Origin of the sequence: Pantoea leporis (assembly GCF_028048155.1) — a bacterium.
Classification (GTDB): Bacteria; Pseudomonadota; Gammaproteobacteria; order Enterobacterales; family Enterobacteriaceae; genus Pantoea; species Pantoea leporis.
Window position 1 is genome coordinate 1,220,322 of record NZ_JALMEU010000001.1, and the last position, 22,415, is coordinate 1,242,736.

General features: G+C 54.8%; 23 protein-coding genes. 15 read left to right on the top strand and 8 right to left on the bottom strand.

Annotation, left to right across the window (positions count from 1 at the left end; genetic code table 11):
- Positions 1-45 precede the first annotated feature (45 nt).
- Positions 46-528, bottom strand: a complete 483-nt coding sequence (locus MWH02_RS05780) for a zinc ribbon-containing protein (protein ID WP_007890691.1) — start codon at positions 526-528, stop codon at positions 46-48.
- A 222-nt stretch (positions 529-750) separates the two neighbouring features.
- Between MWH02_RS05780 and leuS the strand changes: the two genes are divergently transcribed.
- The 14 genes from leuS (at position 751) to MWH02_RS05850 (ending at position 15,386) form a co-directional block, all read left to right on the top strand.
- Complete coding sequence (leuS, locus tag MWH02_RS05785) at positions 751-3,333, top strand: leucine--tRNA ligase (protein WP_271460057.1); 2,583 nt, start codon at positions 751-753, stop codon at positions 3,331-3,333.
- Between the two features lie 14 nt (positions 3,334-3,347).
- Entirely contained in the window at positions 3,348-3,947 is a 600-nt protein-coding gene (lptE, locus tag MWH02_RS05790) for an LPS assembly lipoprotein LptE (RefSeq protein WP_110865718.1), read from the top strand.
- Positions 3,944-4,975 carry a DNA polymerase III subunit delta gene (gene holA / locus MWH02_RS05795; protein WP_271460058.1) on the top strand — a complete coding sequence of 344 codons (1,032 nt, stop codon included), beginning with the start codon at positions 3,944-3,946 and terminating at the stop codon, positions 4,973-4,975. Before lptE ends, holA begins: the two co-directional genes overlap by 4 nt.
- Positions 4,968-5,612: a nicotinate-nucleotide adenylyltransferase gene (gene nadD / locus MWH02_RS05800; protein WP_192236640.1), complete on the top strand. Its 645-nt coding sequence runs from the start codon at positions 4,968-4,970 to the stop codon at positions 5,610-5,612. Before holA ends, nadD begins: the two co-directional genes overlap by 8 nt.
- A gap of 91 nt (positions 5,613-5,703) precedes the next feature.
- Positions 5,704-6,021 (top strand): ribosome silencing factor, encoded by a 318-nt coding sequence (gene rsfS, locus MWH02_RS05805; RefSeq protein WP_008103673.1) that lies wholly within the window; start codon positions 5,704-5,706, stop codon positions 6,019-6,021.
- Between the two features lie 3 nt (positions 6,022-6,024).
- Positions 6,025-6,495, top strand: a complete 471-nt coding sequence (gene rlmH / locus MWH02_RS05810) for a 23S rRNA (pseudouridine(1915)-N(3))-methyltransferase RlmH (protein WP_008103678.1) — start codon at positions 6,025-6,027, stop codon at positions 6,493-6,495.
- 33 nt (positions 6,496-6,528) lie between these two features.
- Positions 6,529-8,433 (top strand): peptidoglycan DD-transpeptidase MrdA, encoded by a 1,905-nt coding sequence (gene mrdA, locus MWH02_RS05815; RefSeq protein ID WP_217547264.1) that lies wholly within the window; start codon positions 6,529-6,531, stop codon positions 8,431-8,433.
- Between the two features lie 8 nt (positions 8,434-8,441).
- Positions 8,442-9,554: a peptidoglycan glycosyltransferase MrdB gene (gene mrdB, locus MWH02_RS05820; protein WP_101763316.1), complete on the top strand. Its 1,113-nt coding sequence runs from the start codon at positions 8,442-8,444 to the stop codon at positions 9,552-9,554.
- 10 nt (positions 9,555-9,564) lie between these two features.
- Complete coding sequence (gene rlpA, locus MWH02_RS05825) at positions 9,565-10,659, top strand: endolytic peptidoglycan transglycosylase RlpA (protein WP_271460059.1); 1,095 nt, start codon at positions 9,565-9,567, stop codon at positions 10,657-10,659.
- Positions 10,660-10,776: 117 nt separating this feature from the next.
- Positions 10,777-11,988, top strand: coding sequence for a D-alanyl-D-alanine carboxypeptidase DacA (dacA, locus tag MWH02_RS05830; RefSeq protein ID WP_101763253.1), 1,212 nt, complete (start codon positions 10,777-10,779; stop codon positions 11,986-11,988).
- Positions 11,989-12,084: 96 nt separating this feature from the next.
- Positions 12,085-12,348 carry a DUF493 family protein YbeD gene (gene ybeD / locus MWH02_RS05835; protein ID WP_008103691.1) on the top strand — a complete coding sequence of 88 codons (264 nt, stop codon included), beginning with the start codon at positions 12,085-12,087 and terminating at the stop codon, positions 12,346-12,348.
- Positions 12,349-12,417: 69 nt separating this feature from the next.
- A complete protein-coding gene (lipB, locus tag MWH02_RS05840; protein WP_101763254.1) occupies positions 12,418-13,068 on the top strand; it encodes a lipoyl(octanoyl) transferase LipB in 651 nt (216 codons plus the stop codon).
- 176 nt (positions 13,069-13,244) lie between these two features.
- Complete coding sequence (gene lipA / locus MWH02_RS05845; RefSeq protein ID WP_271460060.1) at positions 13,245-14,210, top strand: lipoyl synthase; 966 nt, start codon at positions 13,245-13,247, stop codon at positions 14,208-14,210.
- Between the two features lie 147 nt (positions 14,211-14,357).
- Entirely contained in the window at positions 14,358-15,386 is a 1,029-nt protein-coding gene (locus MWH02_RS05850) for a hypothetical protein (protein ID WP_271460061.1), read from the top strand.
- An 88-nt stretch (positions 15,387-15,474) separates the two neighbouring features.
- Here the strand turns inward: MWH02_RS05850 and tatE are convergent, their stop codons facing one another.
- The 6 genes from tatE to MWH02_RS05880 all read right to left on the bottom strand — a co-directional run bounded on the left by tatE (position 15,475) and on the right by MWH02_RS05880 (position 20,163).
- Entirely contained in the window at positions 15,475-15,678 is a 204-nt protein-coding gene (tatE, locus tag MWH02_RS05855) for a twin-arginine translocase subunit TatE (protein ID WP_064740541.1), read from the bottom strand.
- A 98-nt stretch (positions 15,679-15,776) separates the two neighbouring features.
- Entirely contained in the window at positions 15,777-16,547 is a 771-nt protein-coding gene (locus MWH02_RS05860) for an amino acid ABC transporter ATP-binding protein (protein WP_110865712.1), read from the bottom strand.
- Positions 16,544-17,503, bottom strand: a complete 960-nt coding sequence (locus tag MWH02_RS05865) for an amino acid ABC transporter permease (protein ID WP_271460062.1) — start codon at positions 17,501-17,503, stop codon at positions 16,544-16,546. Before MWH02_RS05865 ends, MWH02_RS05860 begins: the two co-directional genes overlap by 4 nt.
- The gene (locus MWH02_RS05870; RefSeq protein WP_101763259.1) at positions 17,500-18,387 is read right to left on the bottom strand and encodes an ABC transporter substrate-binding protein; all 888 of its coding nucleotides are present in this window, start codon (positions 18,385-18,387) and stop codon (positions 17,500-17,502) included. Before MWH02_RS05870 ends, MWH02_RS05865 begins: the two co-directional genes overlap by 4 nt.
- A 19-nt stretch (positions 18,388-18,406) precedes the next feature.
- Positions 18,407-19,201, bottom strand: a complete 795-nt coding sequence (locus MWH02_RS05875) for a deaminated glutathione amidase (protein WP_101763260.1) — start codon at positions 19,199-19,201, stop codon at positions 18,407-18,409.
- 2 nt (positions 19,202-19,203) lie between these two features.
- Positions 19,204-20,163, bottom strand: coding sequence for an ABC transporter substrate-binding protein (locus MWH02_RS05880; protein ID WP_101763261.1), 960 nt, complete (start codon positions 20,161-20,163; stop codon positions 19,204-19,206).
- Between the two features lie 137 nt (positions 20,164-20,300).
- Here MWH02_RS05880 and MWH02_RS05885 point away from each other — a divergent pair, with 137 nt between their 5' ends.
- Positions 20,301-21,656: an aminotransferase-like domain-containing protein gene (locus MWH02_RS05885; protein ID WP_271460063.1), complete on the top strand. Its 1,356-nt coding sequence runs from the start codon at positions 20,301-20,303 to the stop codon at positions 21,654-21,656.
- Here MWH02_RS05885 and MWH02_RS05890 read toward each other — a convergent pair.
- Positions 21,640-22,065: a GNAT family N-acetyltransferase gene (locus MWH02_RS05890; RefSeq protein WP_271460064.1), complete on the bottom strand. Its 426-nt coding sequence runs from the start codon at positions 22,063-22,065 to the stop codon at positions 21,640-21,642. The genes MWH02_RS05885 and MWH02_RS05890 overlap by 17 nt on opposite strands.
- Between the last annotated feature and the right edge of the window lie 350 nt (positions 22,066-22,415).

Consider the following 22,415-nt stretch of genomic DNA (forward strand, 5'->3'; position numbering starts at 1 on the left):
CCGTAGCGGCGCGATTCATCGCGCGGGGGTTATACATTCATAAAATCAGGGTTCAAACGGCTGGCGCTGGAATTGATCGTGCCCGCACTCCGGGCAGCGCGTTAAGCTCTCTGGCGTATAAATCGCCCGCGTGAAGCCGCACTTCTCACAGACTAAATTCCCCAGCCCCACCACTTCACCGCTCTGGTAGACGCCGTGATGGCGCAAATCCTGAAACACTTCACGCCACTCGAGCTGACTTTTATCGGTGATATCCGCCAGCTCTTTCCACAGGCTTTCACGAATCACGCGCAAAAACACTGAATCGCCGACCACATCAGAAGACTCCTGATAGCTCAGCGCAAACTCGTGTAAATCGCGCCGCACGGCGCGCATCACTTCATTGACCTCGGCGGGTGACAGCGTTTTTTTCGCCAGCAAACTTTGCCGCGCCTCGGCCACCAGCGCATCAACATCGCGCTCGCCATGATCCAATCGTTGGGATAATGCTTCAATCGTTGCACGGTATTCCTGCGCCACGTTATTCATTTTATTCTCCTTTCCGCTGCGGATACTGCTGTTAAGTTTAGCGGTTTTGTCACAATTGCATCGGCAGCAACCTAAGAAATCACAAAAGGGTGAAAGCGGCGGCGCATTCGGCAGAAATCCGGCCGGCGAGGGCGTGAAAAGTTGTTGAGGCGCAGCCTTATGGGTATGCTATGCGGATCTAAAAGTATGCTTAGCGATTTTCACAAAGGACCACAGGCAGCCATGCAAGAGCAATACCGCCCGGAAGAGATAGAATCCCGCGTCCAACAACACTGGGACGAAAACGAAACCTTTAAAGTGACCGAGCAGGAAGGCAAAGAGAAATATTATTGCCTTTCGATGCTGCCCTATCCTTCTGGCCGCCTGCACATGGGGCACGTACGTAATTACACCATTGGCGATGTGATTGCGCGTTACCAGCGTATGCTCGGCAAAAACGTTTTGCAGCCAATTGGCTGGGATGCGTTTGGTCTGCCAGCCGAAGGTGCTGCGGTGAAAAACAACACCGCGCCGGCGCCGTGGACGTACGACAACATCGCTTACATGAAGAACCAGTTGAAATTACTGGGCTTTGGCTATGACTGGAGCCGCGAACTGGCGACCTGCCAGCCAGAATACTATCGCTGGGAACAGTGGTTCTTCACTAAGCTGTATGAAAAAGACATGGTCTATAAAAAGACCTCGGCGGTGAACTGGTGCCCGAACGATCAGACCGTGCTGGCCAACGAACAGGTTATCGACGGCTGCTGCTGGCGCTGTGATACCAAAGTTGAGCGCAAAGAGATCCCACAGTGGTTCGTCAAAATCACCGCTTATGCGGAGGAGCTGCTCAACGATCTCGATAAGCTGGAAGATTGGCCGGAGCAGGTCAAAACCATGCAGCGCAACTGGATTGGCCGCTCTGAAGGCGTGGAAATCACCTTTGACGTTGCCAACAGCGCCGAGAAGCTGACCGTTTACACCACCCGTCCAGATACCTTTATGGGTGCAACCTATGTGGCGGTTGCCGCAGGTCACCCACTGGCGCAGCAAGCCGCTGCCACTAATCCTGCGCTGGCTGAATTTATCGACGAATGCCGTACCACCAAAGTCGCCGAAGCCGACATGGCAACGATGGAGAAGAAAGGCGTGGCCACCGGCCTGTTCGCTATCCATCCGCTGACCGGTGAAGAGATTCCGGTATGGGTCGCTAACTTCGTGCTGATGGAATACGGCACCGGCGCGGTAATGGCTGTTCCAGGCCACGATCAGCGTGACTGGGAGTTCGCTACCAAGTACAACCTGAACATCAAGCCGGTGATCCTGAATCTCGACGGTTCTGAACCGGACCTGAGTGCTGCCGCGATGACCGAAAAAGGCGCGCTGTTCAACTCGGGTGAATACAACGGTCTGGATCATCAGGCGGGCTTTAACGCCATCGCCGATGCGCTGGCTGCCAAAGGCGTGGGCGTGCGTAAAGTCAATTACCGTCTGCGCGACTGGGGCGTTTCCCGTCAACGTTACTGGGGCGCGCCAATTCCAATGGTGACGTTGGAAGATGGCACCGTGATGCCAACGCCAGAAGATCAGTTGCCGGTCATCCTGCCAGAAGACGTGGTGATGGATGGTATCACCAGCCCAATCAAAGCCGATCCTGAGTGGGCCAAAACCACCGTTAATGGCCAGCCTGCGCTGCGTGAAACCGACACCTTTGACACCTTTATGGAGTCATCCTGGTATTACGCGCGTTATACCTGCGCCAACTATCATGAAGGCATGCTGGATCCGGCGGCGGCGAACTACTGGCTACCGGTCGATCAGTATGTTGGCGGTATCGAACACGCCATCATGCACCTGATGTATTTCCGCTTCTATCACAAGCTGCTGCGTGATGCTGGCCTGGTGAACTCTGATGAGCCGGCCAAACGCCTGCTGTGTCAGGGCATGGTGCTGGCTGATGCGTTCTACTACCTCGGCGTGAATGGCGAGCGTAACTGGGTTTCTCCGGTTGACGTGACCGTAGAACGCGACGAGAAAGGCCGCATTATCAAAGCCATCGACAACGAAGGTCGTGAAGTGATTTACGCCGGCATGAGCAAAATGTCGAAGTCGAAAAACAACGGCATCGATCCCCAGCTGATGGTTGAGCGTTACGGTGCAGATACCGTTCGTCTGTTCATGATGTTTGCTTCGCCAGCAGAGATGACGCTGGAGTGGCAGGAATCGGGCGTTGAAGGTGCTAACCGTTTCCTGAAGCGCGTATGGAAACTGGCTTACGAGCACATTGCGAAAGGCGCGACCGTGGCGCTGGACGTCAATAACCTGAATGACGACCAGAAAGCGCTGCGTCGCGATCTGCACAAAACCATCGCCAAAGTGGCCGATGATGTGGGTCGTCGTCAGACGTTCAACACCGCTATCGCTGCCATTATGGAGCTGATGAACAAACTGATCCGTGCCCCGCAGGAGAGCGAGCAAGATCGCGCGCTGCTGCAGGAAGCGCTGGTCGCGGTGACGCGTCTGCTCTATCCATTCACCCCGCACGCCAGCTATGTATTGTGGCAAGCGCTGGGCGGCGAAGGCAGCATCGACGAAGCCAGCTGGCCGGTAGCCGATGAAGCGGCCATGGTGGAAGATTCGCTGCTGGTGGTGGTGCAGGTGAATGGCAAAGTGCGCGGCAAGATTACCGTTGCGCCGGATGCCACGCAGGAGCAGGTGCAGGCGCGTGCTGCGCAGGAGCATTTGGTGGCGAAATATCTGGATGGCGTCACCATTCGTAAAGTGATTTATGTCCCTGGCAAACTGCTTAACCTGGTCGTAGGTTAAGTTCAGGAGGAACTGTGCGACAACTGATTATCAGGCTGTTTGTCCTGCTTGCGGTAGTGATTACCGCAGGCTGTGGTTTCCACCCGCGCGGCACCACCTCGGTGCCGAGTGAGATGAAAACCCTTATCGTCCAGAGCGGCGATCCCTATGGCCCACTGGCACGTGCCGTGCGCCAGCAGCTGCGCATCAACAATGTCACCATCATTGAAGACAGCAAAGCGGCCAGCGCCAAATACCCAACGCTGCGTCTGGGTGCTGAAGGCCAGGGACGTGATACCGCATCGGTGTTTATCAGCGGTACCACCGCGGAATACTCGCTGGTGATGACGGTCACCGCACAGGTTCTGCTGCCGGGTAAAGGTATCTACCCGATCAGCACCACCGTGTATCGTTCTTTCTTCGACAACCCGAACGCCGCACTGGCGAAGGATGCCGAGCAAGATATGATCGTGCAGGAGATGCGTCAGCGCGCGTCCGAGCAGTTAGTACGTAAACTGCTGACCGTGCATGCCGCGCAGGAAAGCAACAAAGATACTTTGCCGCAGCCTGAGACGATTGCACCGGGACAGAACTCACCGGAAGTGTCCTCTTCGTCAGCTACCAGTCTGCAATGATCAGGATTTATCCTGAACAACTGAGCGCGCAGCTTCGAGAGGGGCTGCGCGCCTGTTATTTTCTCACCGGTAATGAACCTCTGCTGATTCAGGAAAGCGCGGATGCAATCCGTGCTACCGCCAGCGCACAGGGATTTGAAGAGCACTTCAGCGTCACCATTGATGCGCAAACCGACTGGGATGCGATCTTCGTTAGCTGCCAATCGCTCAGCTTGTTTACCCAACGCCAAACCCTGACGCTGCAACTACCCGAAAACGGCCCCAATGCCGCTATCGCCGAGCAGTTAGTGAAACTCTCCACGCTGCTGCACAGCGATATTTTGCTGGTGCTACGCCTGGCGAAACTGACCAAAGCGCAGGAGAACAGCGCCTGGTTCAAAGCGCTGAGTACGCAGGCGGTAATGGTTCCGTGCCAGACGCCTGAACAGGCACAGCTGCCGCGCTGGGTGGCGAGTCGCGCCAAAGCGATGAAACTCAGCGTAGATGATGCGGCGATCCAGCTTCTTTGCTACTGCTACGAAGGGAATCTGCTGGCGCTGTCGCAGGCGCTGGAACGCTTATCGCTGCTGTGGCCAGATGGCAAATTAACGCTGCCGCGCGTGGAAGCCGCCGTCAACGATGCTGCGCACTTTACACCGTTCCATTGGGTGGATGCATTGCTGGCAGGGAAAAGTAAACGCGCCCTGCACATCCTGCATCAGCTGGAGAAAGAGGACAGCGAAGCGGTGATTCTGCTGCGCACGCTGCAACGCGATTTACTCACGCTGCTGCACCTGCAGCGGAATCAGGCGAAACAAGCGCTGCGCACGCTGATGGATCAGCAACGTATCTGGCAAAACCGTCGCGCGCTGTTTACTGAAGCCTTGCAGCGCCTTGATGCTCAGCGTTTACAGCGCGCGGTGCATTTGCTGGCAAAGCTGGAACTCAGCATGAAGCAAGATTACGGACAAAACCTGTGGCCGCAGCTGGAAACACTGTCGCTGCTGCTGTGTCACCGCGATTTCCCATTGAGCTTTACTGATGTCTAAACTCTACGCTCTGTTTGGCGGCACCTTCGATCCGATTCACTACGGCCATTTGCGCCCGGTAGAAGCGCTGGCACAGCAAGTGGGATTAAAAAAGGTCACGCTGCTGCCGAACAACGTGCCGCCGCATCGCCCGCAGCCGGAAGCCAGTGCGCAACAGCGCGTTGAGATGCTGCGCTGTGCTATTGCCGATCGCCCGCTGTTTGATATCGATACGCGCGAACTGGCGCGTGCAACGCCGTCCTGGACAGTTGCCACGCTGGAAGCACTGCGTGCGGAACGCGGCCCAGAACAGCCCCTCGGGTTTATCATTGGTCAGGATTCTCTGCTAACGTTAGCCAAATGGCATCGCTGGCAGGATCTATTGTCGCTGTGTCATTTGCTGGTGTGTAAGCGTCCAGGTTACGCCACGCAGATGGAGACGCCAGAGATGCAGCAGTGGCTTGATAAGCATCTCGCCGATGATGTGCAGCAACTCCATCACGCACCGGCGGGACACATCTGGCTGGCGGATACGCCGCTGTTCGACATTTCCGCCACCGAAATCCGTCAGCGCCGCCATGCAGGCATCTCCTGCGCGGATTTACTGCCAGATGCAGTGATCGGCTACATCGATAGCGTTGGCTTATATCGCAGCTAAAGGCAGCATGCTATACTGCGCCGCTTCATTTTCGGCTACCTTTCTCGCATCGTTAGCCCGCCCGTAATCACCTGTTTTTAAGGGGAACCTTTTGCAAGGTAAAGCACTCCAAGAGTTCGTTATTGATAAGATTGATGATCTCAAAGGCCAGGACATCATTGCTATTGATGTTCAGGGCAAATCCAGCATCACCGATTGCATGATCATTTGCACCGGCACTTCAACACGTCACGTCGCTTCTATCGCCGATCATGTGGTGCAGGAATCGCGCACTGCGGGCCTTAAGCCGCTGGGTGTAGACAGTAAAACCGCCTCCGATTGGGTGGTCGTTGACCTGGGTGACGTGATTGTGCACGTGATGGAAGCAGAGAGCCGCCAGCTGTACGAGCTGGAAAAACTCTGGAGCTAAGACGTGAAACTGCAGCTTGTGGCCGTCGGCACCAAAATGCCCGACTGGGTTCAGACCGGTTTCATGGAGTATCTGCGCCGCTTCCCGAAAGATATGCCGTTTGAACTGATCGAAGTAACTGCCGGCAAACGCGGCAAGAACGCTGACATCAAACGCATTCTGGAAAAAGAAGGTGAAGCGATGCTGGCCGCCGTGGGTAAAGGCAATCGTATTGTCACGCTGGATATTCCCGGACAGCCGTGGGAAACCCCACAGCTGGCGCAGCAGCTTGAACGCTGGAAACTGGATGGCCGCGATGTCAGCCTGTTAATCGGCGGTCCGGAAGGACTGGCGCCCGCGTGCAAAGCCGCTGCTGAACAAAGCTGGTCACTGTCAGCGCTCACGTTGCCACATCCGCTGGTGCGTGTGCTGGTAGCGGAAAGCCTGTATCGTGCGTGGAGCATCACCACGAATCATCCTTATCATCGTGAATAAACGCCTGACAACCCCAGACAATAAATGTAGCGGATGAAATTACAGAGCAACGCCTTTCGCGATTACACTGCCGAACAGAAACTTTTTGTCCGCCGAGCATTGGTGGCTTTTGTTGGCATTCTGCTGCTCTCCAGCATTCTGGTGGTCAACATGTACCACCTGCAAATTCTGCGCTTTGACGACTACAGCACCCGTTCAAATGAAAACCGCATTAAGCTGGTGCCGGTGGCACCGAGCCGCGGCATTATTTTCGATCGCACCGGCGTCCCGCTGGCAGTAAACCGCACGATTTATCAGGCCGAACTGATGCCGGAAAAGGTCGAAAACCTGAAGCAGACCTTGCAGGATCTGCGTCCGGTACTGGATCTGACCGACGACGATCTCGATGCGTTTGACAAAGAGCGCAAACGCTCGCGCCGCTTTACCTCGATTCCGGTCAAAATCGGTTTAAACGAAGTGCAGGTGGCGCGTTTCGCCGTTAATCAATACCGTTTTCCTGGCGTGGAAGTAAAAGGCTATCAGCGCCGCTACTATCCGTACGGCCAGACGCTGACGCACGTAGTGGGCTACGTCTCCAAAATCAACGATCGCGACGTTACGCGCCTCGATCAGGAAGGCAAATGGCCGAACTATGCGGCTACGCATGATATCGGCAAGCTCGGCATCGAAAACTATTACGAAGATGTGCTGCACGGTAAAACCGGTTATGAAGAGGTTGAAGTTAACAACCGTGGCCGCGTCATTCGACAGCTGCACGAGCAATCTCCGCAGGCCGGACGCGATATCTACCTGACGGTTGACCTCAAACTGCAGCAGTACATCGAAACCTTGTTGACCGGCAGCCGCGCGGCAGTGGTGGTGAGCGATCCACGCACCGGCGAAATTCTTGCACTGGTTTCTACCCCCAGCTACGACCCGAACCTGTTTGTCGACGGTATCTCGAGCAAAGATTATAAAGCGCTGTTAAGCGACGAAAACCGTCCGCTGTATAACCGTGCGCTGCAGGCCTCCTATCCCCCAGCGTCAACGGTGAAACCTTACGTTGCCGTGTCGGCGCTGAGCGCAGGCGTGATCAACCGCAATACCAGCCTGTTCGATCCCGGTTGGTGGCAACTGCCCGGCTCGGAAAAGCGCTATCGTGACTGGAAAAAATGGGGCCACGGTCGCCTGAACGTCACTAAATCGCTGGAAGAATCGGCGGATACCTTCTTCTATCAGGTTGCCTACGATATGGGCATCGATCGCCTGTCAGAGTGGATGACCAAGTTTGGTTACGGCCATCGCACCGGCATTGATCTGCCGCAGGAGAGCGCGGGCAACATGCCCACGCGCGAATGGAAGCTGAAGCGCTTTAAGAAGCCGTGGTATCAAGGTGATACAATTCCGGTGGGTATCGGCCAGGGTTACTGGACCGCGACGCCCATTCAGATGAACAAAGCGATGATGATCCTGATTAATGACGGTGTGATCAAAGTGCCGCACTTACTGCGCGCCACGCGTGAAGGCCAGGTCATGGTGCCCTATCGCCAGGTTCCGGATGCGCCGATTGGCGATATTCATTCAGGTTACTGGGAAATTGCCAAAGACGGCATGTATGGCGTAGCCAACCGCGCTAACGGTACCGCGCACAAGAGCTTTGCCGATGCGCCCTACAAAATCGCTGCCAAATCCGGTACCGCGCAGGTTTACGGACTGAAAGAAAATGAAGTCTATAACGCGCACAAGATTGCCGAACGTCTGCGTGACCATAAATTAATGACTGCCTATGCGCCTTACGATAAACCGCGCGTGGCCGTCACCATGATTCTGGAAAACGGCGGCGCAGGCCCGGCTGTCGGCACCGTTATGCGCCAGATTCTCGACCACATTATGTTAGGCGACAACAATACCGTGCTGCCAGAAGCCGCACCGACACCGCCCGGCTACGAAGGTGAATGACAATGTCCATGAACGATAGTCCGCAGAAAAGATCGATCTGGACGCGCATCCATATCGACCCCCTGTTTATGCTGATCATTCTCAGCTTGCTGACCTACAGCGCCATCGTCATCTGGAGCGCCAGCGGACAGGATCCAGGCATGACCGAGCGTAAGTTCGGGCAAATTGCCATGGGCATCATCGTTATGCTGGTGCTGGCGCAGGTGCCGCCGCGCGTCTATGAAAGCTGGGCGCCCTATCTCTATATTGTCTGCGTGATATTGCTGATAGCGGTGGACGCATTTGGTCACATCAGTAAAGGCGCACAGCGCTGGCTCGATCTTGGTTTTGTGCGTTTTCAGCCCTCGGAGATTGCCAAGATTGCCGTGCCGCTGATGGTGGCGCGCTTTATTAACCGCGATGTCTGCCCGCCGACGCTGAAAAACACCGGCATCGCGTTGATTCTGATTTTCATGCCGACGCTGCTGGTGGCGGCACAACCCGATCTCGGCACCTCGATTCTGATCGCCGCTTCCGGCCTGTTTGTACTGTTCTTATCCGGCATGAGCTGGAAGCTGATTGGTATCGCGGTATTGCTGGTCGCCGCCTTTATCCCGATTTTGTGGTTCTTCCTGATGCATGACTACCAGCGCGCCCGCGTGATGATGCTGCTGGACCCGGAAAGCGATCCGCTCGGCGCCGGTTATCACATCATTCAGTCGAAGATTGCTATCGGCTCCGGTGGCCTGCGCGGCAAGGGCTGGCTGCACGGCACCCAATCGCAGCTGGAATTCCTGCCTGAACGCCATACCGACTTTATTTTTGCCGTTTTAGCGGAAGAACTCGGTCTGGTTGGCGTGTTATTACTGCTGGTACTCTATTTGCTGCTGATCATGCGCGGACTGATTATCGCGGCGCGCGCGCAAACCACCTTTGGTCGCGTGATGGCGGGCGGTTTGATGCTGATTTTATTCGTTTATGTTTTCGTTAACATTGGCATGGTAAGTGGTATCTTACCGGTGGTTGGCGTACCGCTGCCGCTGGTGAGCTACGGCGGATCGGCATTGATTGTGTTAATGGCTGGATTTGGCATCGTGATGTCGATCCATACTCATCGAAAAATGTTATCTAAAAGCGTTTAAGAGGCTGCACATGCGTAAGGACTGGCTTGGGGTTGCACTGGCATCATTGGTACTGGCTGCCTGTTCCACACCGGAACCGCAGAATAATACTGCGCCACCGCAACCGGCCTATAACGGCCCGGTAGTGGAAATTCCTGGCGTGGAACCACGCTATGAACCGATCAATCCTTCCACCAGCCAGGATTACAGCGTCAACGGTAAAAACTACCGCGTGATCAAAGATCCCTCGAACTACAGCGAAGTGGGTTTAGCCACCTGGTACGGTGACGAAGCGCAGGGGAATCGCACCGCTATCGGTGAATCTTACGATCCGGAAGGCATGACCGCCGCGCATCCAACGCTGCCGCTGCCGAGCTATGTGCGTGTCACTAACCTCGCCAACGGCCGCCAAATTGTGGTACGCGTCAACGATCGTGGCCCTTACACGCCAGGCCGCATTATCGACTTGTCGCGTGCGGCGGGCGATCGCCTGAATATCTCTAACAATACTCGCGTGCGTGTTGATTACATTAAAGTGGCGCCGGATGGTTCCGTTTCCGGTCCCGGCACCATCGGTACCACCGTCGCCAAACAGAGTTACGCCCTGCCTGCGCGTCCCGATCTCGGCGGCGGCATGGTGATGATGGGCGGCAGCGCCAATGCTGCGCCAGCGCCTGCACCGCAGGATGTGCGCGCTGTCGATAACAGCACCTTGCAAAGCAGTGACAGCATGGGTGCGCCCGTCCAGAGCAGCGGTTTTCTCGGCGCGCCACAGCCGTTAGCCACGGGCGTGCTGGAAGGGAACGAGCCGGTTGCCGCGCCAGCCCCAGCAACGTCTTCCGCGCCAGGCGCTGCTGCCGCACCAGCTACCAGCCAGAATGCCCATGCCGGCAGCGGTTATGTGGTTCAGGTCGGCGCGATTAACGATCCGGCGCGTGCACGTCAGCTGGCCGAAAGTCTGGGTAAACGCTTTGGCGTGCCGGGCGCGGTTGAAGCCAATGGCAACGTCTATCGCATTCAGTTAGGTGGCTATAAAAGCCGTGCCGAAGCCGCTGCCTTGCAGCAACGTCTGAACACTGAAGCGCAAATGAGCTCATTTATTACCACTGCCCGTCCATCGATGTAACGGACAGTGACATTTCCTGCTGAAACTGATTTGCAAAGCAAGATGTCGCCCGATCGGGCGTTTGCTATAGTTAGGCACTTTTTTCACTCTAAACCCACGGATGTTGTAGTCCTGAACATGAATACGCTGAAACCTTCTCGTTTTCTGAAACGCCTGACAGTGGGATCACTGGTCGCCCTTTCTCTCAGCCATGCCGCATTTGCGGACGATGTTAATCTTAAGACTATGATTCCGGGTGTACCGGACATTGATGCTGAAGCTTATGTGCTGATCGACTATAACTCCGGCAAAGTGCTGGCCGAAAAGAACGCGGATGCACGCCGCGATCCGGCAAGCCTGACCAAAATGATGACCAGCTACGTGATTGGTCAGGCGGTCAAAGCGGGAAAAATCCATAACGATGACATCGTGACCGTGGGTAAAGATGCCTGGGCAACCGGTAATCCGGTATTCAAAGGTTCATCACTGATGTTCCTCAAGCCTGGCGATCGTGTGCCGGTTTCTCAGCTGACGCGCGGTATCGTGCTGCAATCAGGTAACGACGCTTGTGTAGCGATGGCGGATTACGTTGCTGGCAGCCAGGACGCATTCGTCAACCTGATGAACAACTACGTTGGCGCGCTGGGTCTGAAAAACACCCACTTCCAGACCGTGCACGGTTTGGATGCCGAAGGCCAATACAGCTCGCCGCGCGATATGGCGTTGATCGGCCAGGCGCTGATCCGTGACGTACCCGATGAGTACGCGGTTTACCGTGAAAAAGATTTCACCTTTAATAATATCAAGCAGACCAACCGTAACGGTTTGCTGTGGGATACCAGCCTGAACGTCGATGGCATCAAAACCGGCCACACAGACGCAGCGGGTTACAACCTGGTCGCCTCGGCAACGGAAGGCCAGATGCGTTTGATCTCTGCGGTGATGGGCGGTCGTACCTTTAAAGGCCGAGAAACCGAGAGCAAGAAGTTGCTGACGTGGGGCTTCCGCTTCTTTGAAACCGTCGCACCGCTGAAAGCGGGCAAAGAGTTTGCCTCTGAGCCTGTGTGGTTCGGTGACAGCGATCGTGTCCAGCTGGGCGTGGAGAAAGATGCCTATCTGACCATTCCGCGTGGCCGCATGAAAGATCTCAAAGCCAGCTATGTGCTGAACAACACTGAACTGCATGCGCCGCTGCAGAAAAATCAGGTAGTGGGCAGCATCAACTTCCAGCTCGACGGCAAAACTGTGGAACAGCGTCCGCTGGTGGTGCTGAATGAAGTGAAAGAAGGTGGTTTCTTCGGCCGCATCATCGATTACATCAAACTGATGTTCCACCACTGGTTCGGCTAAGGCGCGCTTGAAAAAACGCCAATTTGCCCCCAATTAAGTTACTATCTTTGCTCCCGCCTCGGCGGGAGCCTGTTTTTTAAGCACCGGAGTCAATGTATGAAAACCAAATTGAATGAACTGCTCGAATTCCCTACGCCTTTCACTTACAAAGTGATGGGTTTGGCGCAACCGGAGCTGGTTGATCAAGTGGTTGAAGTGGTGCAGCGCCACGCGCCAGGCGATTACAAACCGGACGTTAAGCCAAGCAGCAAAGGCAACTATCACTCTGTTTCCATTACCATCATCGCCACCCACATTGAGCAGGTTGAAACCCTGTATGAAGAGCTAGGCAACATCGAAATCGTGCGCATGGTGCTGTAATTCTGGCGCTGGCAAAGTCCGCTTTGCCAGCGTTATACTCTGCCTTCCACTCTTTACCGGATCTCTGCTTTGTCAGCTAATACGCTTCTTGTTCGTCAACTCGGCCAGCGCGATTGGCAACCCATCTCCGATGCCATGCATCACTTTACCGATCAACGCGACAGCAGCACTGCCGATGAAATCTGGCTGGTGGAACATCATCCGGTGTTTACCCAGGGTCAGGCAGGGAAAGCTGAACATCTGCTGATGCCGGGCGATATTCCGGTGGTACAAAGCGATCGCGGCGGCCAGGTAACCTATCACGGCCCCGGCCAACAGGTGATGTATGTGCTGATTGACGTGAAACGTCGCAAGATGGGCGTGCGCGAGTTAGTGACGGCGTTAGAAGAAACGGTGATCGCCACGCTGGCCGACTATGACATCAGCGCGCGGGCGCGACCGGATGCGCCGGGCGTGTACGTTGGCGATGACAAGATTTGTTCGCTGGGGCTGCGTATTCGTAAAGGCTGCTCGTTTCACGGCCTGGCACTGAATGTGGCGATGGATTTAGCGCCGTTCCTGCGCATCAATCCGTGCGGATATGCCGGGATGCAAATGACGCAGCTTAGCCAGCTGCAGCCGGGCGTCACACCGGCAGATGTGCAGCCGCGTCTGGTGCAGCATTTCGCCCGTTTAACCGGATTTACCCAACTGGAATGGCAAAGTGATGCCGCGGTCTGACCTTGACTGTACGTGCCTATTTACAAAATTGTAACTTTTGCACCGGCGAATCGGCTGCTTATGGGCAGACGAGATGATATAATTTTTGCCATATTTTCAAAAAAAGTTGAAAGCCTGGTTCTCAGTTTGAGTGAGGAAGCTTTCAAATCGCAATCCCGACCGGAACCTGCAGATTTATGAGTAAACCAATTCAGATGGAACGTGGCGTCAAGTATCGCGATGCCGACAAAATGGCGCTGATCCCGGTGAAAACCGTGATGGTTGAGCGTGAAGAAATTCTGCGTAAGCCGGAATGGATGAAGATCAAACTGCCTGCGGACTCCAGCCGCATTCAGGGCATCAAGGCCGCGATGCGTAAAAACGGTCTGCACTCGGTGTGTGAAGAAGCCTCCTGCCCTAACCTCGCAGAGTGTTTCAACCACGGTACCGCGACCTTTATGATCCTCGGCGCGATCTGTACCCGTCGCTGCCCATTCTGCGACGTGGCGCACGGCCGTCCGAATATGCCTGACGCTAACGAACCGCTGAAACTGGCACAAACCATCGCCGATATGGCGCTGCGTTATGTGGTCATCACTTCAGTGGACCGTGATGACCTGCGCGACGGCGGTGCCCAGCACTTTGCTGACTGCATCAGCGCGATTCGCGAAAAAAGCCCAATTATCAAAATTGAAACATTGGTACCGGACTTCCGTGGTCGTATGGATCGCGCGCTGGAAATCCTCACCGCGACGCCACCGGATGTGTTTAACCACAATCTGGAAAACGTGCCGCGCGTTTACCGTCAGGTCCGTCCTGGCGCCAACTACGATTGGTCACTGAAATTGCTGGAGCGTTTCAAAGAAGCGCATCCGGATATCCCGACTAAATCGGGTTTGATGGTCGGTCTGGGCGAAACCAATGCTGAAATCATTGAAGTGATGCGCGATCTGCGTCGCCACGGCGTCACCATGCTGACGCTGGGACAGTATTTGCAGCCGAGCCGTCACCACTTGCCGGTGCAGCGCTACGTTAGCCCGGCCGAGTTTGACGAAATGAAAGAAGAAGCAATGGCGATGGGCTTCACCCATGCCGCCTGCGGCCCGTTTGTGCGCTCTTCTTATCACGCCGATATGCAGGCCAAAGGTCTGGAAGTTAAGTAATATGCTTCGCGATTGCGCTCTTACCAGGGCGCAATCGCAAATATCTCCTTAAAAGTCTTAATCCCTGTCTCAAATCTGTCGCTTTAATCGCTGAGGCCATAAGAGCCTATTTCTCTTTTCTCAGTGTTTATTTTTGAAGGTCAGATAATGCAAACATCCTCTCACTTAAAGGGGCTCGATTTTCTCCGGGAACCCGATTTGTCAGGTCAAATACCCGATGTGCGGCTTAACAGTGCATCCGGTGAGAGTTTGGATGCGCTTAAAGCGCGCACCACGCCCATAGATAACACCAATCCCTATACTTCATCTCACGCCTCATGTGCCAATGCATTTATCGCTACCGCTATCAGTATTGAGCATCGATACGATGAAATTCATTTAGAGTTGCCACTAAAGGGTCATGAAACTGTCGCTGTGATGCCCGAAGTGGTGCGACACATCATGCCTTATGCTGAAGATATTGCTTTTCAAACTTCTCAGGAGAATGTACTCCCTGTGATTAATGAAGAGCCTGAACCTGAATGGAATTTTGATTTGCTGGAAGCGAAATTCAATGCTCCTCTGCCACAACTGTGGCAACCGGCTATCGGCATGCACCACGAGAGTGTGGAAATTGCCACGCTACCTGAACGCGAGAGTGCCAAACCTCAACTTTTAGTACAGGTACAGTCAAAGGTTATCGCTGAAAATGAGGTCATTATTGATGATCTGAATGAGGATGAAGGGTCTTTCAGCGGTGATGCGCCAGTTGGTACGACGTTATACTTTTATCTTGATGATGTGTGGGTCGGCAGCTCTGAAATTGATAGCCAAGGCCGCTGGCAGTTTGAACTGCCCACCGATATTTCTGTCGCTCAGCATGTTTTTAGTGCAGTCCCCATTAATCCGCAAGGCGTAATGGGTGGCAAAGTTGATTATCCGTTTTTGACTAAGCCTAAAATAGGTGAAATCATTATGCCAATTGATGAGAGTGAATCAGACAAAATTGAAATAGCACTCATTGATGTTATTACAGCCGAGGAAGAAGAAAGACTATCGCTGATACCCTTAATTTTAACTGATGATATGTTGCAGGGCTGGCATACCCAGGATGGGTTGAGCGACTTTGATGGCTTATATGGCTCAACAATATTTGATGTGGATGAGCAGGAAATCATTTACGCCAATTGGCACTAAGACGCAAAAAACAAAAACCAGGCTGGCGACAGTCTGGTTTTTTATCAACGTAATAAATATTTACACTTATTGACGTTCGGCGCAGAGATTACTCTTTGTGGCTGACACGTTCAGCAGGCACTTCTTCAGCGCTGCTTTTGGATGCGCCGGATTCATCATCTTTCATGGCTTTTTTGAAGCCTTTGATTGCGGAACCCAGATCGCCACCCAGTGAACGTAACTTATTGGTGCCAAAAAGCAGTACGATGAGCGCACCGATGATCAGCAGTTTGGCAATACTGATACCTTCCATAATTTACCTTTCAACCAATGTGAAAAACGGACCTGACTATTAACGCGCAGTTTATAAACGGCCTCAACTGCAATCTGTAACAGAGTGAGACCGCCTGCTCAGATAAAGCGGCTGAGAAATGCCTGCGTGCGCGGATGTTGCGGGTTACCAATCACCTGCTCCGGACTGCCCTGCTCCACTACCACGCCGCCATCCATAAACACCACGCGATCGGCCGCCTCACGCGCGAAACCAATTTCATGGGTCACGACAATCATGGTCAGCCCTTGATCGGCTAAGGTGCGCATGGTGGCCAGCACTTCACCGACTAACTCCGGATCGAGTGCCGAAGTGGGTTCATCGAACAGCATCAGCGCCGGTTTAATCGCCAGCGCACGTGCAATCGCCACGCGCTGCTGCTGACCACCGGATAGATGACGCGGCCAGGCGTCGGCTTTGTCACTCAATCCCACGGTCGCCAGCAGTTCACGCGCATGCTTGAGTGCATCCTGCCGTGCAAACTTGTGCACGCCTATTGGCGCTTCAATGATGTTTTGCAGCACCGTCATGTGCGGATAGAGGTTGAACTGCTGAAACACCATGCCGATTTTCTGGCGCTGATGAGCAATTTTACGCGCCGACAGACGATGCAGAATACCGCGCTTCAGTTCATAACCGATCTGATCGTCACCGACCACAATCGAACCGGCATTCATGTCTTCCAGATGGTTAATGCAGCGTAAAAAGGTGGATTTACCCGAACCTGATGGCCCGAGAATCACCACCACTTCACCGGGAAACACATCGAGATCGATGCCTTTCAGCACTTCATTATCGCCATAACTCTTCTGCACATTACGCGCACGCACCAGTGGCTGAACTTCACTCATACATCCTCCTTCAGACGGTGCGCGACGGCAGGCGCGGCTTCGTTAGCAGCAACGCGACGTTTATTCACCACCGTGCGGGTGGTGCCACGGGCGTAGTAACGCTCGATGGCGGACTGGCCAACGTTAAGAATCGAGGTGATAAGCAGATACCAGATCACTGCGACCATCAGCATCGGGATAATTTCAAAGGTGCGGTTATAAACGGCCTGCACCGAGTACAACAGATCGCCCATAGCGATCACACTTACCAGCGAGGTCGCTTTGATCATGCTGATCAACTGGTTGCCGGTAGGCGGAATAATTGAACGCATCGCCTGTGGAATGATCACGCGGCGCAGCGCACGACTGCGGCTCATGCCAAACGCCTGGGTGGTTTCGACCTGACCGTTATCCACTGACAGCAGGCCGGCGCGAATGATCTCGGCCATATAAGCCGCTTCATTGAGCGCCAGTCCGGCAATGGCTGCGGTCAGTGGCGTGATCAGATCGTTGGTGTTCCAGCTGGCAAAAGTGATATCCGTCCACGGAAGAGTGATTGCGATGGTGGGAAACAGCGTCGACAGGTTGTACCAAAAGATCAGCTGTACCAGCAGCGGCGTACCCCGGAAAAACCAGATGTAGAGGGACGATAAGCCGCTCAGCAATTTGTTTTCCGAGAGACGCCACACGCCCAACAGCAGCCCGAGCAGCGTGCCGAGAATCATCGACACCACCGTCAAGCCGAGCGTGACCTGCAGGCCTTTCATCACCGAACCTTCGGTGAACCACTGCAGCACCACGTTCCACTCGAAATTGGGGTTGGTCGCCACCAGCCAGAGGAAGTTCGCGGCAATAACCAGCACCAAAATCCATGAGATCCAGCGCCCATAAGTGGGCGCACTGCGGGCAAAAGCCACATCGCGCTGCTGCACGTCGGCCTTATCCCTGGCTCGCGAATTGTTGGTGACCGGACTCATTTTGCTGCCCCTTGCGCCAGGTTACGTCCCGGTTGCTGCAACACGTTGCCGTCTAATTTCCACTTCTTCATGATGGCCGCGTAAGTGCCATTACTGAACAGCTCTTTGTACGCATCCAGCACCACGTTGCCGAGTTCAGAACCCTTGGGTACCACGGTGCCCTGGAAAATGTCGCCAAAGCCGTTTTTCTTGCCTTTGCCTGACAGCTCCAGCTGACCATTGGCCTGTTCGATGAAGTATGTCAGCGGCGCCTGCGAGGAGAAAAAAGCATCGGAACGTTTTGAACGCACGGCTAAAATCGACGATGGCTGGTCGGTGAAGGATTGCACCACCACCGCCGGTTTACCCGCCGCGACACAGGCATCGGACTGCTTGCGAATCACCTGCTCTGCTGAACCGGCCGCCATTACCGCAATGCGTTTACCGCAGGTATCTTCCAGACCGTTAATCTTCGAGGGATTGCCTTTCTGCACGCCAAACACCACGAACTCCTGCACGAAGTCGATAAAATCAACCTTCTGCTGACGATCCGGATAATCGCCAATCGGGCCAATCGCCATCTGGTAGCGGCCGGAATTAATGCCGGTGAGCACGCCCGATAAACCGCTGACGGTGGCATGTTCAATCTTCACGCCCAGCAATTGTGCCAGCGCTTCGGTGAGATCGGCGGAAGCGCCGTCCATTGAGTGCGGACCGTTAACGATCTCATACGGAGGAAAAGATCCGTTGTTCACCGAGATCATTTTACCGCTGCTTTTGATCTCTGCTGGCAGACGATCGTGCAGCGCCTGATCCACTTTTTGCGCAGGAATCACGTCGGCGGCCTGAGCGAAACAGGCCGTGAGGCCCAATGACAGCGCGATGGCGGTAGCAAGAATTTTCATCAGTCAGATTCCCCAGCGATCAAAGTGGTTTAAGTTCGGGACGCGCAAAACAGCGATTTTCCAGCACCGGCAGTACGCTGCGTGCGTAGGCGATGCGCTGTGGATCGAGATCGGCAAACACCAGCGCGGCCGATTCCGGCGCTTTGGCAATCGCCACGCCCAACGGATCGATTACCAGGCTGTTGCCGATATTGCGTGGCCCGCATTCGCCCACCGCCACCATGTAGCAGGTGTTTTCCAGCGCACGCGCGGTGGTCAGCAATTCCCAGTGCATCTCTTTCAGCGGGCCTTTCACCCACGCTGCCGGCAGCACCAGCACATCCGCGCCGTCAAGCACTAAGCGACGCGCCAGCTCCGGAAAGCGCACGTCGTAGCAGGTCATCAACCCGACTTTCATGCCCGCCACGTCAACCAGCGGCGGAATTTCGCGCCCCGGATTTACGCGCTGCGACTCCTGCATGGCGAAGGCATCGTAAAGGTGCAGTTTCACGTACTCGGCGATGATTTCGCCGTTGCGAATGGCGATCAGCACATTGAGCGCCTTCTGCCCTTCTGTCGGCACGTGCACGCTCATCATGGTGGTCAGATTGTTGCCTTGGCTAACCGCCAGCAGCTGCGTGACGAAAGGACCATCAAGTGGCTGCGCCGCTTTCAATACCAGATCAGGATCGGCGATATCACGCGCCAGCACGCCTTCCGGCAGCACCAGCAGATCAGCACCGCCTGCCAATGCCTGGTTCATCAATCCGATGCAGATATCGGTGTTTTCCTGCCATTCGCGGCTGACGGCAAATTGTCCCATTGCTACTTTCATGGTTATTCTCCTTGCGCCGCAGCCGGGAAAATCGCTTCCGGCGTCAGCAATGTTTGGGTTAGGCCTTGCTGGAACAGCTCATTCGCAAAGTCGGCAATCATCTTTTTGTTAACGGAAAATCCGTTCTGATTCCAGTTGGCCGGTAATTCCTGCGCGGTGCGCCGCAAATCGTCCAGCAGCCACGGCGTGGTGTCGGCGTATTTCTCGCGCTTCTTCATCCACATCTGGTACGAACGATCGATGATGTCGCTCAGCGCCTGAGGCAGCCACGGATGCGCCTCCGCTAAGGCGGGCTTCAGTGCCAGTAAGTGAATGCCCGGCACATAACCGACGCGATTAAAGTAGTCGCGCTCGGCAGCGGCAAAATCCACCTGCAGCTGACGCAAACCCGAATCGGCGAGGAAAAAACCTTCCGGCATAAAAGGGGTAAACACAGCATCCAGCTCGCCCGCTTTCAGCAACGCGATCAGTGGACGCTCACCTGGCGCCGGTTCAATACGCCCCGGACGACCAAAACCGGCCAGACGATCAACAATCGGGTGATCCTCAGTCAAACGCCCGGCAAACCAGTACGCATCATCAATCTCCACGCCCGCTTCACGCAGCACGGTGCGCGTCCAGGTGTTGCCTGAATCCTGCCAGCCGGTGACGCCGATTTTTTTACCTTTCAGCTGCGCTGGCGAGGTAATCGGGCTGTCGCTGCGCGTAATGATGCAGCGCTGACGGAAACCGCGCATCAGAAAGTGTGGCAGGCCCAACAGTGAAGTGTCACCTTTTGCCCGGGCCTGAGCAAAGCGGCTAAACGACACTTCACCGGCATCGTATTTATCGCTGGTGGCGAGGTTATCCACCAGCGTGCCAACGCGATCGATCTCCAGCGTGAAACCTTCCGGCTTGATATCGCCAAGTGCCAGCGGTGTGAAGTAATCCCAGTCACGTACCGCCAGTCTGATGGTTACCATAGTTTTGCCTTCCCCGTCTGTTCTGCCAGCCCTGCGGCTGTGATTATTTATGCAGCAAATAGTGCTTGAATTTGAGTCTAAATCGCGAATACTAATCTGAACAATCTATTATTTGTTACTGAACAAAGGATTTTCTTATGACGCAAAGTGTGGATTTGGAGTGGCTCAGCCAGCAGATCACGGATGCTTCGGTGAAAGGCATCACGCATGCGGCATCCACGCTAATTCGCGATGGGCAGATTGCGGTGGGCATGCAGATGCCGGCGGTACGCGAGTTGGCTGAGCGATTGGGCGTGAGCCCGGCAACCGTTTCCGCTGCCTGGGCGCAACTGAAGAAGCAGAAAGTGCTGGCGGGTAAAGGTCGCAGCGGCGTGTGGGTGAGCGGTAACAGCGTGATGCCGCGTCCGATTCGCTTCGAGAAGATCGGCAATTACGGCGAGAATATTCAGGCGTCACTGGCGATGGCCTCACCGGATCCAACGTTATTGCCGGATCTGCGTCGGGCGATGCTGGCGGGCATTGCGTCGCCGCAACTGAATAGTTATCAGCGTGAGGCGATTTCACCGCAATTGCAGGATGCCGTAACGCCACGTTGGCCCTATCCCGCCGAAGCCTGGTTGGCAACCGATGGCGGCTTCGATGCCATGAACCTGATCGTGCAGACATTGCTGTCACCGGGCGATCGTGTGGTAATCGAAGATCCTACTGCCACGCGATTACTGGATATTTTAGACAACATGGGTGCTGAAATTCTGCCGCTGCCCTGCGATGAGCAAGGTCCCATTCCCTCGGCGCTGACCACGCTGATGCAGAAATCTCCGGCGATGTTTATCTATCAACCGCGCACCCATTCCGCCACCGGAAACAGCGTGAGCCAGCGTCGCAGTGCAGAGCTGGCGCGCGTGCTGGCAAACAGCAGCACCATCATTGTCGAAGATGACGGCATTGGCGATCTGTCGCGCTACCCAGTGTTTAGCCTCGGCTTCCACTATCCCGAACGCGTGCTGCATGTGCACTCGTTTTCTAAAGCTTATGGGCCGGATTTGCGGCTGGCAGTGTTATCAGGCACCGCAGAAATGGTGAAGCGCCTGCAAGCGTGGCGCAACTTTGGCGTGAGCTGGACCAGCCGTATTTTGCAGGATGCCGTGGCGTGGATGCTCAATGATGAAGAGACTCAGCAGCGTATTCAGCAGGCCAAAGCCACCTATGCGCAGCGTCGCCAGCAGTTACTGGCCGCGCTGGCGAAACGCGGTCTGGTGCTGGAAGAGCGTGATGGATTGAGCGTGTGGATTCCGGTGGAATCGGAGCAGTACGCGATGATCACGCTAGCCGCGCGCGGTATCGCCGTGCTGCCCGGGGAACGCTGTAGCATTAGCAGCCGGCAGTTCATTCGCGTCAGCGCCGCGCTGCTGCCTGTTGCACAACTCGACAGCATCGCCGATGCCATCGTGATAGCCAGCGGACGCGAGCTCAATCTTAACCCAGAGCTTTAATGTGATAGCGCGGTGATTCCACATAGCCTTCACGCGCATAGAACTGGTTGGCTTTGAGGCGCGATGAATGGCAGTGCACTTCCATACGGTCGCAACCGCGTGACCGCGCCAGCTGTTCGGCGTGGTTCAATAACTGCTGCCCGCTGCCTTTGCTGCGCTCGCCTTCGGCAATACAGAAGTAGCTGATGCGGGCAAAATCGCCGGCCAATGCCAGCTGCGGAATAAAGTGCAACGAGAGGAAGCCCAGCACCTGATTGCAGTGTTCCGCGACCAACAACATTTCATCGGGATGATGAATAAGCTGAGTCAAACGCGTATCGATAAATCCTTCCGTCGCGCTATAACCTAATTCGGTTAGCAACGCGCTCAATGCAAAGCTGTCTTTTGCCTGTGCCTGACGTATGTTCATCCTGCCTCCTCATTTTCCCTGAGCAGTTATATAGCGTTGTCGGACAAAAATCTGCAAGTAAGCATTGTTGTGGCTATGTTACGGAAGTTATCTGTGAGATGTGCCGCAGAATCTGCCTTGTCACGAGAATGTCATAACGGCTTAAGGCTGGCTTAATCTGGCATTGGCATGCTGAGGGAAATCTCTTTCTGAGGCAGGCGAAATGAAAAACCTTATTCCACGCACTTTCGATGAGTTAATGGCGCTGAGCATCAGCATGCTTGCCTTAGCGAGCTGGATGATTATTTGGTGGCGAGCCTAAAATGAATAAAAAAAACCCGCCAGAAGGCGGGTTTTCAGAATTCGAACTG

Bases quoted from the DNA above. Each gene is read 5' to 3' on its own strand.
- MWH02_RS05780 (WP_007890691.1), bottom strand. From the start codon at position 528: ATGAATAACGTGGCGCAGGAATACCGTGCAACGATTGAAGCATTATCC.
- leuS (WP_271460057.1), top strand. From the start codon at position 751: ATGCAAGAGCAATACCGCCCGGAAGAGATAGAATCCCGCGTCCAACAA.
- holA (WP_271460058.1), top strand. From the start codon at position 3,944: ATGATCAGGATTTATCCTGAACAACTGAGCGCGCAGCTTCGAGAGGGG.
- nadD (WP_192236640.1), top strand. From the start codon at position 4,968: ATGTCTAAACTCTACGCTCTGTTTGGCGGCACCTTCGATCCGATTCAC.
- mrdA (WP_217547264.1), top strand. From the start codon at position 6,529: ATGAAATTACAGAGCAACGCCTTTCGCGATTACACTGCCGAACAGAAA.
- mrdB (WP_101763316.1), top strand. From the start codon at position 8,442: ATGAACGATAGTCCGCAGAAAAGATCGATCTGGACGCGCATCCATATC.
- rlpA (WP_271460059.1), top strand. From the start codon at position 9,565: ATGCGTAAGGACTGGCTTGGGGTTGCACTGGCATCATTGGTACTGGCT.
- dacA (WP_101763253.1), top strand. From the start codon at position 10,777: ATGAATACGCTGAAACCTTCTCGTTTTCTGAAACGCCTGACAGTGGGA.
- ybeD (WP_008103691.1), top strand. From the start codon at position 12,085: ATGAAAACCAAATTGAATGAACTGCTCGAATTCCCTACGCCTTTCACT.
- lipA (WP_271460060.1), top strand. From the start codon at position 13,245: ATGAGTAAACCAATTCAGATGGAACGTGGCGTCAAGTATCGCGATGCC.
- MWH02_RS05850 (WP_271460061.1), top strand. From the start codon at position 14,358: ATGCAAACATCCTCTCACTTAAAGGGGCTCGATTTTCTCCGGGAACCC.
- tatE (WP_064740541.1), bottom strand. From the start codon at position 15,678: ATGGAAGGTATCAGTATTGCCAAACTGCTGATCATCGGTGCGCTCATC.
- MWH02_RS05860 (WP_110865712.1), bottom strand. From the start codon at position 16,547: ATGAGTGAAGTTCAGCCACTGGTGCGTGCGCGTAATGTGCAGAAGAGT.
- MWH02_RS05865 (WP_271460062.1), bottom strand. From the start codon at position 17,503: ATGAGTCCGGTCACCAACAATTCGCGAGCCAGGGATAAGGCCGACGTG.
- MWH02_RS05870 (WP_101763259.1), bottom strand. From the start codon at position 18,387: ATGAAAATTCTTGCTACCGCCATCGCGCTGTCATTGGGCCTCACGGCC.
- MWH02_RS05875 (WP_101763260.1), bottom strand. From the start codon at position 19,201: ATGAAAGTAGCAATGGGACAATTTGCCGTCAGCCGCGAATGGCAGGAA.
- MWH02_RS05880 (WP_101763261.1), bottom strand. From the start codon at position 20,163: ATGGTAACCATCAGACTGGCGGTACGTGACTGGGATTACTTCACACCG.
- MWH02_RS05885 (WP_271460063.1), top strand. From the start codon at position 20,301: ATGACGCAAAGTGTGGATTTGGAGTGGCTCAGCCAGCAGATCACGGAT.
- MWH02_RS05890 (WP_271460064.1), bottom strand. From the start codon at position 22,065: ATGAACATACGTCAGGCACAGGCAAAAGACAGCTTTGCATTGAGCGCG.